The sequence below is a fragment of the Tardiphaga sp. vice154 genome (assembly GCF_007018645.1).
Classification (GTDB): Bacteria; Pseudomonadota; Alphaproteobacteria; order Rhizobiales; family Xanthobacteraceae; genus Tardiphaga.
The window spans coordinates 4563034-4577900 of record NZ_CP041399.1 but is presented as its reverse complement, the minus strand read 5'-3'; the positions used below and the strand labels follow the sequence as shown (position 1 = coordinate 4577900).

Genomic DNA, 14867 nt, shown 5'->3' with positions numbered 1-14867 from the left:
CCTGACAGATGGCTAATTTCTTTATCGACAGGCCGATTTTCGCCTGGGTCGTCGCGCTGTTCATCTGTCTGTTCGGCGCCATCGCGCTTCCGCAACTGCCGATCGCGCAATATCCGATCATTGCGCCGCCCTCGATCTCGATCTCGACCAGCTATCCCGGCGCATCGCCGGAGAATCTGTACAATTCAGTCACCCGGCTGATCGAGGAAGAGCTCAACGGCGCCGCCGGCATCCTGAATTTCGAATCGACGTCGGACTCGCTCGGCGCGGTCGAAATCATCGCGAACTTCGTGCCGGGCACCGATACCAGCCAGGCTTCCGTGGAAGTGCAGAACCGGCTCAAGCGCGTTGAAGCGCGATTGCCGCGGGCTGTCATTCAGCAGGGCATTCTGGTCGAGGAAGCCTCGGCGGCGGTGCTGAACATCATCACGCTGCGTTCCACCGACGGCAGCATGGACGAAGTCGGCCTCGGCGACTTCATGATCCGCAACGTGCTCGGCGAAATCCGCCGCATCCCGGGCGTCGGCCGCGCCTCACTTTATTCGACCGAGCGTTCGCTGCGCGTCTGGGTCGATCCGGCCCGGCTGGTCGGCTACAATCTGACCTCGGACGACGTCAACAAGGCGATCACCGCGCAGAACGCTCAGGTCGCGTCCGGTAGCGTCGGCGCCGAGCCGTCGACGGCGACCACCAAAACGTCGTCGCTGGTGCTGGTCAAAGGCCAGCTCTCCACACCGGAGGAATTCGGCGCCATCGTGCTGCGCGCCAATTCCGACGGCTCCACCGTGCGGCTGCGCGACGTCGCCCGCATCGAGATCGGTGGCCTGAGCTACCAGTTCACCACCCGGCTCGACGGCAAGCCGACCGCCGGCCTCTCGGTGCTGATGTCGCCCAAAGGCAACGCGCTCGCCACCGCCGCCGCCATCGAAGCCAAGATGAAGGATCTGTCGAACTTCTTCCCGGCCAATATCGCCTATGACATCCCCTATAACGTCACGCCGGTGGTCGAAGCCTCGATCGAGAAGGTGGTGCACACGCTGCTGGAGGCAGTCGCGCTCGTCTTCATCGTGATGTTCATCTTCCTGCAGAATTTCCGCTACACGCTGATCCCGACCATCGTGGTGCCGATCGCGCTGCTCGGCACCTGCACGATGCTGCTGCTGGCCGGCTACTCGATCAACATGCTGACCATGTTCGGCATGGTGCTGGCGGTCGGTATTCTGGTCGATGACGCCATCGTCGTCGTCGAGAACGTCGAACGCATCATGAGCGAGGAGGGGCTTCCGCCGAAGGAAGCCACCAAGAAGGCCATGGGCCAGATCTCCGGCGCGATCATCGGCGTGACGCTGGTGATGATCGGCGTGTTCGTGCCGATGGCGTTCTTCCCGGGCTCGGTCGGCATCATCTACCGGCAGTTCTCCGTCACCATGGTGGCGTCGATCGGGTTCTCTGCGCTGTTGGCGCTGTCCTTGACGCCGGCGCTGTGCGCCACCTTCCTGAAGCCGATCAAGGAAGGCCACGGTCACGCCAAGAAGGGCGTGTTCGGCTGGTTCAACCGCAAGCTCGATGCCACCCGCGATGGCTATTCGCGGACGGTGGGCTGGTCGATCCAGCGCACCGGACGCCTGCTGATCGTCTACGTCGCGCTGCTGGTCGGCCTGACCTGGGGCTTCATGCGGATGCCCGGCGGCTTCCTGCCGATCGACGATCAGGGCTTCATCACCACCGACGTGCAGACGCCGTCGGATTCCTCGTTCGCCCGCACCGAGGGCGCGATCGAGAAGGTCGAAGCCTATCTGGCCAAGCGCTCCGGCATCGAGAGCGTCGTGTTCCTGACCGGCTTCAGCTTCCTCGGTCAGGGCATGAACACCGCGCAGGCCTTCATCACCTTGAAGGACTGGTCGGAGCGTCCGCCCGGTGACTCCGCCGCGGCCCTCGTCGACGACATCAACCGCGAATTGTCGTCGATCCGCGATGCCAAGATTTCGGCGCTGCAGCCGCCGCCGATCGACAACCTCGGTAATTCCTCGGGCTTCAGCTTCCGTCTGCAGGATCGGGGACAAAAGGGGCTGGTCGCGCTCAACGCCGCGTCCGACAAGCTGATCGCCGACGCCAACGCCAGCCCGGTGCTGCAGAAGGTGTTCGTCGAAGGCCTGCCGCCGGCGCCGCTGGTCAATCTGATGATCGACCGCGAAAAGGCCGGCGCCTTCGGCGTCACCTTCGAGGACATCAACTCCACGATTTCGACCAACCTCGGCTCGAACTACATCAACGACTTCCCGAACCGCGGCCGCATGCAGCGCGTCGTGGTGCAGTCGGAAGCTGCCAACCGGATGAACGCGACCGACATCCTGAACTACAACGTCAAGAACAGCCGCGGGCAGCTCGTTCCGTTCTCGTCGTTCGCCACCGTGGAGTGGGCAAAGGGGCCGACCCAGATCGCCGGCTTCAATTTCTATCCGGCGGTCCGCATCTCCGGTGAAGCGCGTCCGGGCTTCACCTCGGGCGACGCGATTGCCGAGATGGAACGCCTCGCCCGTCTGCTGCCGCGCGGCTTCGGTTTCGAATGGACCGGCCAGTCACTGCAGGAAAAGCTGTCGGGCTCGCAGGCGCCGTTCCTGCTCGCGCTGTCGGCGCTGGTGGTGTTCCTGGTGCTCGCCGCGCTCTATGAGAGCTGGACGATCCCGATGGCGGTGTTGATGACGGTGCCGCTCGGCATCTGTGGCGCTGTGCTGGCCGCGACGTTGCGCGGGTTGCCGAACGACGTCTACTTCACGGTGGGTCTGATCACGATCATCGGTCTGGCGGCGAAGAACGCGATTCTGATTATCGAATTCGCCAAGGATCTGCGCGCCGGTGGCAAATCGCTGATCGATGCCACGATGGAAGCCTGTTATCTGCGCTTCCGCCCGATCGTGATGACGGGCCTGGCGTTCATCTGCGGCGTGCTCCCGATGGTGTTCGCCAGCGGTGCTGGCGGCAAGAGCCAGAATGCGCTGGGCACCTCGGTGACCGGCGGCATGATCGCCGTGGTGATCCTGGCGCTGTTGATGGTGCCGGTGTTCTTCGTCTCGATCCAGCGGCTGTTCTCGCCGGACAAGGCCAGGGAAACGACTCCGCCAGCCGACGCATCGCCAGTGCCGCCGCACGCCGTTCCGCACTAAACGCGCCACGAGCCGTTCCCGCCTTCGCGGGGACGGCTCGTAAAGCGGCCTCACGAAACCCCCGAGCTCGTCCCACATCGCATCGACCCACGCGATCACCGCCGGGTCCATTGCGAGCACCTCGCCCCACGGCCGCGAGGTCTCGGCGCCGATCTTGTTGGTCGCATCGATGCCCATCTTGCCGCCGAGGCCGGATTTCGGCGAGGCGAAGTCGAGATAGTCGATCGGGGTGTCGCTGACCACGACCAGGTCGCGCGACGGGTCGGAGCGCGTCGATACCGCCCACATCACGTCGGTCCAGTCGCGCACGTTGATGTCGTCATCGACGAGTCCACCACGGTCGGCGCCTACCGCAAGGCATGGCGATGACGGGGACGTTGGTAGGTGAAGCAATGAGTTCAAACATGCAATTGACGCTCGGACCGGTGCTGTTCAACTGGAAGCCCGACGAGTGGCGCGATTTCTATTATCGTATCGCGGAGGAAGCGGCGGTCGATACCGTGGTGATCGGCGAGATCATCTGCTCGAAGCGCTCGCCGTTCCTCAAGGATCACATGCCGTCGGCGGTGGCCCGGCTCCTGGCCTGCGGCAAGCAGGTCATCCTCGGCGCGCTGACGCTGATGTCGCTGCCGCGCGAGCGCAAGCAGATGGTCGAACTGGCCGACGTCACCGCCCTGCAGATGGAAATGAACGACATCTCCGTGCTCGGCCTGCTGGCCGGACGGCCGCATGCGATCGGGCCGTATGTCAATGTCTACAACGAGGCGGCGGCGAACTATTTTGCCTCGCGCGGCGCGGCGCGGTGCGGATCTGCCTGCCGCCGGAATTGCCGATGACGTCGATCCGGACCATCGCCGCGGCCCTGCCGGACGTTACTTTCGAAGTGTTCGGTTTCGGCCGTGCGCCGCTGGCCATCTCGGCGCGCTGCTATCATGCCCTCCTGCATGATCTCACGAAGGATAGTTGCCGCTTCGTCTGCGAGCAGAATCCGGACGGGCTGGCGGTATCGACATTCGACGACGAGCCGTTTGTGGGAGAGGGTGGATCGAACCGCGCAGCGGTTCGAGACGGGTGAGGGGAGCCACAAGCTCCGAGCTCCGCAGGCCCCCTCATCCGTCACGGCCTGCGGCCGTGCCACCTTCTCCCACAAGGGGAGAAGGAAGAAAGAGCCCACACTCGCCGCTGCTTAGAGCGGCTTCAAAATTTTCGTCAATTCGCCGTTCACGAATTCATTGCCGCACACGATGTTGCCGGTCTTCAGCACGTCGCCGCCATGGATGTCGCCGACGGTGCCGCCGGCTTCCTTGATCAGCACGATGCCGGCCGCGATATCCCACGGCTGCAAATTGCGCTCCCAGTAGCCATCCAGACGACCGGCGGCAACGAAAGCGAGATCCAGCGATGCCGCACCGAAGCGGCGCAGACCGGCGACCTTCGGCTGCAGCGCCGACATTTCGCGGCGCGACAACTCATGGTCGCCGCGGCCGATATGCGGCAGGCCGCAGGCGATGACGCATTCGTTGAGTTGCTTGCGGCCGGCGACGCGCAGGCGGCTATCGTTGAGGAACGCGCCCGACCCCTTCTCGGCCATGTAGAGCTCGTCGTTGGCGGGATTGTAGATCAGGCCGGCGATGGCGACGCCCTCGCGCAGCAACCCGATCGAGACCGCGAAATGCGGAATGCCGTGCAGGAAGTTGGTGGTGCCATCGAGCGGATCGACGACCCACATGTGGCTCTTGTCGGTGCCTTCGCGGTTGCCGCCTTCCTCGCCGAGGAAGCCGTAGCCGGGGCGCGCCTTGTTGAGGTCGGTGTAGAGCATTTCCTCGGCGCGCTTGTCGGCGAGGCTGACGAAATTCGCGGGGCCCTTCATCGAGACCTGCAGATTCTCGACCTCGCCGAGGTCGCGCTTGAGGCTGCGGCCGGCGCGGCGCGCGGCTTTCACCATGACGTTCATCAGGGCTGAATTGATCATGATTGCGCTCGGTGACCTGAAAGGTCAGGTCTCAATTGGAAGGACAGGGGATTTGCTGGGCGATGGGTGCCCTGCAAGCGGGCGAAGGTCAAGGGCCGATCATTTCGGGCTGGTCGGGCTGCCCAGCCATTTGCGGGCGGCGTCCTGCGCCTTGGTCCGGTCCTCCGGCGTGGCATTGGCCAGCGCCTCGTCGAGGAACAGGTCGCCCTTGCCGGCGGTCTTGGCGACGATGTGCCATTTCAGCCCCTCGATCCTGTCGGCGGCGTCGGCGCGGTTGACCAGTACCCGCGCCAGCCGGTTCTGGGCGATCGGGCTGTTCTGTTTCGACGCCTTGCGCAGCAGCGCGACGGCGCCGGCCTCGTTCTTCGGTGTCCCGGTGCCGTTGTAGAGCGCAATGGCGTATTCGACGGAGGCATCAACATTGTCGGCCAAGGCTGCGGCCTGCAGCAGCCGGACGGCCTTGTCGAGGTTCTTCTCGACGCCGGTGCCTTCCTTGTAGAACGTCGCCAGCGCGTATTGCGCTTCCGGGTTGCCGGCATCGGCCGCCACCCGCAGCAGTTCGGCGGCGCGCTTGAGGTCCTGCGGAAAGGTCTGGCCGTCGAGATAGAGCAGCGCGAGATTATAGGCCGCCTTGGGATTGCCGAGCTTGGCGGAGGAGGCGAGCCATTTGGCGCCTTCCTCGCGGTTGCCGGTCTTGCCGCGATCGGACAATCGCAGCATGGCCAGCGCAAACATGCCCTCGCGGTCGCCGCGCTCGGCGGCGCGCTGATACCACTCCGCCGCCTTGGCATAGTCGCGCTTGACGCCCATCGCGTTGGAATAGAGCTCGCCGAGCATCGTCATCGCCTTGGGGTCGTTGTTCTCCTGGGCGCGCTGGGTGGCGAGGTCGAAGGCGGTCTTGTACTGGCCGCGCTGATAGGCGCCGTAGACCAGATCGAGGTTGGGGTCGGTCGGTGAGGCGGCCGCGGGCTCGGCCGGCTTGGCGGGGGCGGCCTTCTTGGCGGCGGCAGCCGGCGCCTTCGCAGCAGGCGGCGTTGCCTTGGGCGGCGCTTTCGGGGGCGCGGCCTTGGCCGGTGCCTTCGGCGGTGCCTGGGCGGACGGCGGCGTCAGCGAGATCTGCGCTGCCGCGGGAGCAATCGCGAGCGCGCATCCGGCCCAGAGTGTGAGGCAACGCAGAACCTTCATTCCGGCGTCATTCCTGCTCGGCAGCGGCTTTGGCGGAAACCGCGGCATAACCCTGCTTGATCGCTGCTTCGGCGTCCAGCAGCGCCGCTGCGGGCCCGCGCGGGTCGTCCCAGATCATGTCGCCGACCAGCACGAAATCGGCGCCGGCGGCGGCGAATTCGCGGACCTCGTCCAGCGTGGCGGCATAGCCGACGCAAGGCGGCTCGAACAATTCGGTCCACCACTGCAGCCGTTCGGCGATCGCTTCTACCGAGGGTCGTTCGCCATTGGCGTCGGGCTCGCCGAACAGCACGTAATCGACGCCGGCTTCGCCCGCCGCCATCGAATCGTGCCGCGTCGGCAGTCCGCCGACCCCGGCGATCCAATCGGGCTTCAGCGACGGCATCGCATCTTCCAACGCTTCGATGCCATCCAGATGGGCGCCGTCGGCGCCGGCACGCGCGACCAGTTCGGCATGGCCATCGATCAGGAGCGCCGCGCCGCTCGGCTGGATCGCCGGGGCCAGTGCCTTGATGCGCGAGATCATGGTGCGCTGGTCGGTGGTCTTCAGCCGCACCAGTACCGCGGCCACGTCGGCCTTTTTCAGCAGCGCTGGCAACATGCCAATCAGCGCCGCGGGGTCTTCCAGCAGCGGGGTTGCGAGATAGAGCCGGGGCGCGGGCGGCGGTGGAACGGGCTTGGCCAAGACTATGCTGCCTTCTTCGTTTCTTGATCCGCCGTCCATTCGCCCTTGCTGGCGAGTGAATTCATGCGGGCGCGGTGGGTGAAAGCCTGCTGGCCGGCGGCGACGTTTTCCGTCTTGCCGGCCCACGCCTTCTGCGGCGCGGCCTGCAGCGCGCGACCATAGGAGAAGGTCAGCGGCCACGGCAACCCGCCGATTCGGTTCATGGCGTCGAGATGCGCGGTGGCGTCTTCACCGGACTGGCCGCCGGACAGGAAGGCGATGCCGGGCACCGCTGCCGGCACGCAGTTCTTCAACATTCGGACGGTCTTCTCGGCGACTTCCGCGATGCTCGCCTGCGTGGGCGATTTCTTCCCGGGGATCGCCATGTTCGGCTTCAGCACGATGCCTTCCAGCGCGACGCGCTGCAGGCGCAATTCCTGGAAGGTCTTGTTGAGCACGCGCGTGGTGATCTCGACGCAGCGATCAATGTCGTGGTCGCCGTCCATCAGCACTTCCGGCTCGACGATCGGCACGATCTGCGCCTGCTGGCACAGCGCTGCATAGCGCGCCAGCGCATGTGCGTTGACGGAGATCGCCGTCATGCTGGGAATGCCGTGCCCGATATCGATCACCGCGCGCCATTTCGCAAAGCGCGCACCGCGCTTGTAGTATTTTGCCAGCCGTTCGGCGAGGCGGTCGATGCCAACGGTGACCAGTTCGCCGGGACAGTTCGGCAGCGCCTGGGTGCCCTCATCGACCTTGATGCCGGGGATCGCGCCGGCCTGTTCGATCAGTTTCACTAGCGGCGTGCCGTCGGCGGCGTCCTGCCAGATCGTCTCGTCGTACAAGATGACGCCGGAGATGAAGTTCGACATCGCGTCTTTCGAACGAAACATCATCTCGCGATAGTCGCGGCGGGAGTTCTCAGTCGACTCCACGCCTATCGCATCGAAGCGCTTCTTGATGGTGCCGCCCGACTCGTCCGCCGCCAGCAGCCCCTTGCCGGGAGCCGTCATGGCGCGGGCGATTTTGTTCAGATCGGCAAGGTTCATCGGATGTCCTGTCGGCGGAAGTCTTGAAGGCGAAAGGTGACGGATGTCAGGCAAAGCCAAGGAAAGCGGCAAGGGCGCGGTCCACCGATGCCATTCCTTCATCGGAAAGCTCACCGATCCGATCGCCAATCTTGCCGATTCCAACGCTAACGATCTTATCGACCATAATTTGAGATGGAAGCCTGAGCCCATTCGCGGCGTCTGGATCAACGTCGATACGCAACGCGGGTACGCTGCGCAAGTCACTGGTGAGCGGGAGCACCGTCAGTGAAGGGATGCCGGAGAAACGATCCGCTTGGACAATCAGTGCGGGTCTTGGCTTACCGTAGTCGCCCGGGATGACGACCGACACTATTTCGCCTCGTCTCACTTCCAGCCTTCAGCGTCGAACAGTTGCTCAATCTCGGCCAAGATCTGCTGTTCTTGCGGATCGTTCCTCAGGATCAGGCACTGCCTGCGGATATCTTCCGCATAACCAGGCGCATTTACATCCGGCACCCAGATGGTCACCGGCTTGAGGCCGGCGGCCTTCATCTTTTCGCGGTGCTTGCGCACGCGCCTGGCTCCATCGGACATGGCCGACCTCCACACGTTACATGTAACATATGGCAGGTCGGCCGGACGTTCAATAACGAACCGGGAAGATCAGGCGATCTTGGCCGCCAGTTCGCCGGAAGCGTAGCGCTTGGCCATGTCGGCGGTGGTGTGGATGGTCTTGAACTTGCCTGCCTGTCCAGCCGTGTTGAACTCCTGCAGGCGCTGCTTGCACAGCTTGACCATCGCCTCCATCGCCGGCTTCAGATATTTGCGCGGATCGAATTCTTCCGGATGCTCCGAAAGGATCTTGCGGATCTGGCCGGTCATCGCCATCCGGTTGTCGGTGTCGATGTTGATCTTGCGCACGCCATGCTTGATGCCGCGCTGGATCTCCGAGACCGGCACGCCCCAGGTCGGCTTCATCTTGCCGCCGAATTTGTTGATGATCTCCTGCAGGTCCTGCGGTACCGAGGAGGATCCGTGCATCACCAGATGGGTGTTGGGCAGCTTGCGGTGGATTTCCTCGATCACGCCCATCGCGAGGATGTCGCCGTCCGGCTTGCGGGTGAATTTGTAGGCGCCGTGCGAGGTGCCCATGGCGATCGCCAGCGCATCGACCTGGGTTTCCTTGACGAACTTCACAGCCTCGTCGGGATTGGTCAGCAGCTGGTCGTGCGACAGCCTGCCTTCGGCGCCGTGGCCGTCTTCGGCCTCGCCCATGCCGCTCTCCAGCGAGCCCAGCACGCCGAGCTCGCCCTCGACCGAGATGCCGCCGAGATGCGCCATGTCGGTCACCGTCTTGGTGACGCCGACATTGTAGTCCCAGTCGGCCGGGGTCTTGCCGTCGGCTTTCAGCGAGCCGTCCATCATCACCGAGGTGAAGCCGGCCTGGATCGCCGTCATGCAGGTCGCAGGTCCATTGCCATGGTCGAGATGCACGCAGACCGGGATCTGCGGATAGATTTCGGTGACGGCGTCCATCATGTGCTTGAGCATGATGTCGTTGGCATAGGAGCGGGCGCCGCGCGAGGCCTGGATGATCACCGGCGCGTCCACGCTGGATGCCGCCTCCATGATCGCCAGCGCCTGTTCCATATTGTTGATGTTGAAGGCGGGGACGCCGTAGTCGTGTTCCGCGGCATGATCGAGCAACTGACGCAACGTGATGCGGGCCATGGGAACTCCTTGCGAGGTAAGAACGGTGCTGTCGATCCGTGGGACCAACGGTCTGAAATGGTCACCGCTCTTAACGCGACAGACGCAGAAATCCAAGTCACCGATGGTCGCGGACGATGCGGCAGGGGAGGATGGTCGGCAGAGGCCGCCTTATCAGCTTGTCTTGGCTTCCAGCGCCGCCACGCGCTCTTCCACGGCGTTGACCCGCTCGTCGAAATCGCCGGCCGTCGCTCGCATCATGACCAGCATCCCGGCGCTGTTTCGACGGTGCTTGCGATTATCCTCTTCGAGCCGATTGAACCGATGCTCGACCGTCGCACGAAACGACGCGATATCCTCCCTGATCGCAATCAGGATATCCAGCGTTACATCTGTTGGACGCTCTGCCATGCTGGGAACATACCATAAACACCGCGTCCGGCAAGCGTAGTGTCAATCTTTTGCAACCTTCAAAACATCCACGCCCGGGAGCGGCTTGCCTTCCATCCATTCCAGGAAAGCGCCGCCCGCCGTCGAGATGTACGAAAAATCATCCGCGACGCCGGCGTGATTGAGCGCCGCCACGGTGTCGCCGCCGCCGGCGACGGAAATCAGCTTCTTCGCCCTGGTGCGCTCCGCAGCATGCTTGGCTGCCGCCACGGTGCCGGTGTCGAACGGCGCCATCTCGAACGCGCCGAGCGGGCCGTTCCAGACCAGCGTCGCCGCGTCGTTGATCGCGGCGTTGATGCGCTCGATCGATTGCGGGCCGACGTCGAGGATCATGCCGTCCTCGGGAATTGCATCCAGCCCATAGGCCTGCGACGGCGCATTGGCTTCGAACTTGAACGCCACCACCGCATCGACCGGCAGGATGATCGCGCAGTTCGCGGTTTCGGCTTTCTCGATGATGCGCAAGGCGGTGGCGGCCAGATCCTTCTCGCACAGCGACTTGCCGACGCCGATGCCCTGCGCGTGCAGGAAGGTATTGGCCATGCCGCCACCGATCACCAGCGCATCGACCTTGGTGACCAGGTTTTCCAGAAGATCGATCTTTGACGACACTTTTGCGCCGCCGACGATGGCGATCACCGGCCGGGTCGGCGCATCCAGCGCCCTGCCGAGCGCGTCGAGTTCGGCCTGCATGGTGCGACCGGCAAAGGCCGGCAGCTTGTGGCCGAGGCCTTCGGTGGTGGCATGGGCGCGGTGCGCGGCGGAGAACGCGTCGTTGACCCAGATGTCGCCGAGCTTGGCCAGTTCGGCGACAAAAGCGGGATCGTTCTTTTCCTCACCGGGATGGAAGCGGGTGTTTTCCAGGCAGAGGATGTCGCCGTCCTTCATCGCAGCGACGGCCTTGGCGGCGACGTCACCGACGCAATCTTCCGCGAAGGCGACCGGCTTGCCGATGACGTCAGCCAGCGCGGCGGCCACCGGCTTCAGCGACTGCTTGGGATCGACGCCCTTCGGCCGGCCGAAATGCGCCAGCAGAATGACCTTGCCACCCTTGCCGGCGATCTCGGTCACGGTCGCTGCAATGCGCTCCAGCCGGGTCGCATCGGTGACGCGGCCATTGTCCATCGGGACATTGAGATCGACGCGCACGAGCACGCGCTTCGATTTAACATCGACATCGTCGAGAGTGCGGAAGGAATTGGTCATGGTATTGATCCGCTATCATGGTCATCGAAACGATGGCCGTCACGCGACGGGGTGATCTTCGTTCCTTGACGAAGCGCGAACACGATGAACGCAAAGAAAAGAACGCCAACCGGAATAACTACCCAGAGCGATTGCGTCATCGTGTTCTCTTGTGCAAGCGGCTAGATAAGCTTGCCCATCGCAACGGCCGTGTCGGCCATGCGGTTGGAGAAGCCCCATTCGTTGTCGTACCAGGAGAGCACGCGGACCAGCGTGCCGTTCTGCACCTTGGTCTGGTCGAAGGCGAAGGTCGATGAGTGGGCATCGTGGTTGAAATCGATCGACACGTTGGGATGCGCCGTGGTGCCGAGAATGCCCTTGAGGTCGCCGCTCTCGGCGGCAGCCTTGAACGCGGCGTTGATTTCGGCCGGGGTGACCGACTTCTTGGCAATGATCTTGAGATCGATCACCGAGACGTTCGGGGTCGGCACGCGGATCGAGACGCCGTCGAGCTTGCCGGCCAGTTCCGGCATCACCAGGCCGATGGCCTTGGCGGCACCGGTCGAGGTCGGAATCATCGACATCGCCGCGGCGCGGCCGCGGTAGAGATCGCTGTGCAGCGTGTCCAGCGTCGGCTGGTCGCCGGTGTAGGCGTGGATCGTGGTCATGAAACCGGTTTCGATGCCGACCAGTTCGTTCAGCACCTTGGCGACCGGCGCCAGCGCGTTGGTGGTGCAGGAGCCGTTGGAAACGACCAGATGGTCCTTGCTCAGCGTCTTGTGGTTGACGCCGTAAACGATCGTCGCGTCGGCGCCGTCCGACGGCGCCGAGACCAGCACGCGCTTGGCGCCTGCGGTGAGGTGCATCGAGGCCTTGGCCTTGGCGCTGAAGATGCCGGTGCATTCCAGCGCGATGTCGATGCCGAGGTCCTTCCAGGGCAGGGTGTTGGGATCGCGTACCGCGGTGACCTTGATCTTGCCGCGGCCGATATCGATGCTGTCGCCATCGACGGTGACTTCGCCGGGGAAACGGCCGTGCACGGAATCAAAGCGCAGCAGATGCGCGTTGCTCTCGACGGAGCCGAGATCGTTGATGGCGACCACTTCGATGTCGGTGCGCTTGGACTCATAGATCGCCCGCAGGACGTTGCGGCCGATGCGGCCAAACCCGTTGATCGAAACCCGGACTGCCATTCAAGTTCTCCCTGTCGTTCTAAACCTGCGTATTACCTGCATATAGGTACGTTTAACGGCCGTTTCATGCCCTGATTGAAACGCCGGCGCAATGTGTCGGATGCGCCGGCGTTCCGGCAGGGTTAAGCCGCGTTGTGGCGCTTGGTGGCGGCGTCCACGACGGCTTCTGCCGTGATGCCGAAATATTTGTAGAGCTCCTTGGCCGGCGCGCTGGCGCCGAAGGTCGACATGCCGATAAACACGCCGTCATGGCCGATCACGGCGTCCCAGCCGAACCGCACGGCGGCCTCGATCGCAATCTTGACCGGGGCCTTGCCGATGATGGCTGCCTGCTTCTCCGGCGACTGCTGCAGCAGCAGTTCGAGCGACGGCACCGAAACCACACGGGTCGCGATGCCCTTCTCGGCGAGCTGCTTCTGCGCGACCACGGCGATCTCGACTTCCGAGCCGGACGCGAACAGCGTCACCTTGGCTTCGCCCTGCGCCGCGACCAGCTCGTAGCCGCCGGTGGCGCACAGATTGTCATCATGATGAACGGTGCGCGCCGGCGTCAGGTTCTGCCGCGACAGCGCCAGCACGGTGGGGCCTGTGGTGTTCTCCAGCGCCAGCTGCCAGCATTCCGCGGTCTCGATCGGGTCGGCCGGGCGGAAGGTTCGCATGTTCGGCATGCAGCGTAGCGACGCCAGGTGTTCGACCGGCTGGTGCGTCGGGCCGTCTTCGCCAAGTCCGATGGAATCGTGGGTCATGATGTAGACCACCGGCACGTGCGACAGCGCCGCGATGCGCATCGAAGGCCGCGCATAGTCGGTGAAGCACATGAAGGTGCCGCCGGCCGGGGCGAAGCCGCCATGCTGCGCAACGCCGTTCATAGCCGCCGCCATGCCCATTTCGCGGATGCCGTAATGGATGTAGCGGCCGCTGAAGTCTGTCGGCGTCACATCCTTGGCGTGCTTGGTCCGGGTGTTGTTCGACGGCGTCAGGTCGGCAGATCCGAGCAGCAGTTCGGGCATCACGCCGACCAGCACTTCCAGCACGATCTCGCTGGCCTTGCGGGTGGCGACGGTCTGCGGCTCGTCGATCAGCTTCTGCTTCAGCGTGCGGATCGCCTCATGGAGGCCGTCCGGTCGCTTGCGGTCGATCACCCGGCGCGTGAACTCGCTGCGGGTCGCTTCCGGCAGGGCGTCGAAACGCTCGTTCCAGTCGGTATGGGCGGTGGCGCCCTGCTTGCCGACATTGCGCCAGGCCTGCAGGATATCGTCGGGAACCTCGAACGGGCCGTAATCCCAGCCCAGCGCCTTCTTGGCGCCGGCCAGTTCCTCGGCGCCGAGCGGTTCGCCATGGGCTTTCGAGGTGCCGGCGCGGTTCGGCGCGCCGAAGCCGATGATGGTCTTGCAGGCGATGAAGGACGGTCGGTCCGAATTCTGGGCCTCCTTGATCGCGGCGGCGATGGCCTTCTGGTCGTGGCCATCGACCCGGACGGCATTCCAGCCATGGGCCTTGAAGCGCGCCACCTGGTCGACGCTGTCGGTCAGCGTCAGCGGGCCGTCGATCGAGATGCCGTTGTCGTCCCACAGGAAGATCAGCTTCGACAGCTTGAGATGGCCGGCCAGCGCTGCGGCTTCGTGGCTGACGCCTTCCATCAGGTCGCCATCCGAGCACAGCACATAGGTGTAATGATCGACGATGTCGCCATATTCGGCCGCCAGCAGCCGTTCCGCCAGCGCGGTGCCGACCGATGACGCGACGCCCTGGCCGAGTGGACCGGTGGTGGTCTCGATGCCGGCGGTGACGAAGTTCTCGGGGTGGCCCGGGGTCTTGGAATGCAGCTGGCGGAAGTTCTTCAGCTGATCCAGCGTGACGTCCTCGTTGCCGGTCAGATACAGCAGCGCGTAGAGCAGCATCGAGCCGTGGCCGGCGGAGAGAATGAAACGGTCGCGGTCCGGCCAGCGCGGATCAGCGGCGTCGAACTTCAGGAACTGGGTCCACAGCACCGTGGCGACATCGGCGGCGCCCATCGGCAACCCCGGGTGGCCGGAATTGGCCTTCTGCACGCCATCCATCGCCAGCGCGCGGATCGCATTGGCCATCTTCGAATGATCAACCTGCGTCATGTGGGGTTCCGCCTGAAATAATGTTGGGACGTAGCGCATCCGCTGGGGAACGCGGCATCGCTGCAGAGTGGTGGTATGCCAATGGAGAGGTGCTGGATAGCATCTGGCCAAAGCAGAGTCCAAGCCGGTAGACCTCTCGCGCGCCATTTTGTGGCGCTTTCTGGTGCATAGCTTCCGTGCGGCGTTGCGCCGGGCTCGC

At 64.2% G+C, this 14867-nt stretch carries 12 protein-coding genes and 2 pseudogenes; 2 read left to right on the top strand and 12 right to left on the bottom strand.

What is annotated here, in order from left to right:
* The first annotated feature begins 8 nt into the window (after nt 1-8).
* Nucleotides 9-3164 carry a multidrug efflux RND transporter permease subunit gene (locus FIU28_RS21510; RefSeq protein WP_143575159.1) on the top strand — a complete coding sequence of 1052 codons (3156 nt, stop codon included), beginning with the start codon at nt 9-11 and terminating at the stop codon, nt 3162-3164.
* Between the two features lie 60 nt (nt 3165-3224).
* On the opposite strand, the pseudogene FIU28_RS21505 reads toward FIU28_RS21510, so the two are convergent.
* Nucleotides 3225-3494 (bottom strand): annotated as a pseudogene (locus FIU28_RS21505) (UbiD family decarboxylase); the annotation flags it as partial.
* 74 nt (nt 3495-3568) lie between these two features.
* Here FIU28_RS21505 and FIU28_RS27060 point away from each other — a divergent pair.
* A pseudogene (locus FIU28_RS27060) lies at nt 3569-4209 on the top strand (U32 family peptidase); the annotation flags it as partial.
* Nucleotides 4210-4350: 141 nt separating this feature from the next.
* Here the strand turns inward: FIU28_RS27060 and FIU28_RS21495 are convergent.
* From FIU28_RS21495 to tkt, 11 genes are all read right to left on the bottom strand, one after another.
* Nucleotides 4351-5136, bottom strand: coding sequence for an inositol monophosphatase family protein (locus tag FIU28_RS21495; RefSeq protein WP_143575158.1), 786 nt, complete (start codon nt 5134-5136; stop codon nt 4351-4353).
* 99 nt (nt 5137-5235) lie between these two features.
* The gene (locus FIU28_RS21490) at nt 5236-6321 is read right to left on the bottom strand and encodes a tetratricopeptide repeat protein (protein WP_143575157.1); all 1086 of its coding nucleotides are present in this window, start codon (nt 6319-6321) and stop codon (nt 5236-5238) included.
* Between the two features lie 7 nt (nt 6322-6328).
* On the bottom strand, nt 6329-7045 hold the full coding sequence (locus tag FIU28_RS21485; RefSeq protein ID WP_143575156.1) for a thiamine phosphate synthase: 717 nt from the start codon (nt 7043-7045) through the stop codon (nt 6329-6331).
* Nucleotides 7009-8037 (bottom strand): class I fructose-bisphosphate aldolase, encoded by a 1029-nt coding sequence (locus FIU28_RS21480; protein ID WP_143575155.1) that lies wholly within the window; start codon nt 8035-8037, stop codon nt 7009-7011. Before FIU28_RS21480 ends, FIU28_RS21485 begins: the two co-directional genes overlap by 37 nt.
* 46 nt (nt 8038-8083) lie before the next feature.
* On the bottom strand, nt 8084-8407 hold the full coding sequence (locus FIU28_RS21475) for a type II toxin-antitoxin system PemK/MazF family toxin (protein WP_143575154.1): 324 nt from the start codon (nt 8405-8407) through the stop codon (nt 8084-8086).
* Nucleotides 8404-8613 (bottom strand): antitoxin MazE family protein, encoded by a 210-nt coding sequence (locus FIU28_RS21470; protein ID WP_143575153.1) that lies wholly within the window; start codon nt 8611-8613, stop codon nt 8404-8406. Before FIU28_RS21470 ends, FIU28_RS21475 begins: the two co-directional genes overlap by 4 nt.
* A gap of 69 nt (nt 8614-8682) precedes the next feature.
* Nucleotides 8683-9750: a class II fructose-bisphosphate aldolase gene (fba, locus tag FIU28_RS21465; RefSeq protein WP_143575152.1), complete on the bottom strand. Its 1068-nt coding sequence runs from the start codon at nt 9748-9750 to the stop codon at nt 8683-8685.
* Nucleotides 9751-9903: 153 nt separating this feature from the next.
* A complete protein-coding gene (locus tag FIU28_RS21460) occupies nt 9904-10140 on the bottom strand; it encodes a hypothetical protein (RefSeq protein ID WP_143575151.1) in 237 nt (78 codons plus the stop codon).
* A 42-nt stretch (nt 10141-10182) separates the two neighbouring features.
* Complete coding sequence (locus FIU28_RS21455; RefSeq protein ID WP_143575150.1) at nt 10183-11385, bottom strand: phosphoglycerate kinase; 1203 nt, start codon at nt 11383-11385, stop codon at nt 10183-10185.
* A 161-nt stretch (nt 11386-11546) separates the two neighbouring features.
* Nucleotides 11547-12557, bottom strand: coding sequence for a type I glyceraldehyde-3-phosphate dehydrogenase (gene gap, locus FIU28_RS21450; protein ID WP_143575149.1), 1011 nt, complete (start codon nt 12555-12557; stop codon nt 11547-11549).
* 122 nt (nt 12558-12679) lie between these two features.
* Nucleotides 12680-14668, bottom strand: coding sequence for a transketolase (tkt, locus tag FIU28_RS21445; RefSeq protein WP_143575148.1), 1989 nt, complete (start codon nt 14666-14668; stop codon nt 12680-12682).
* Nucleotides 14669-14867 lie beyond the last annotated feature (199 nt).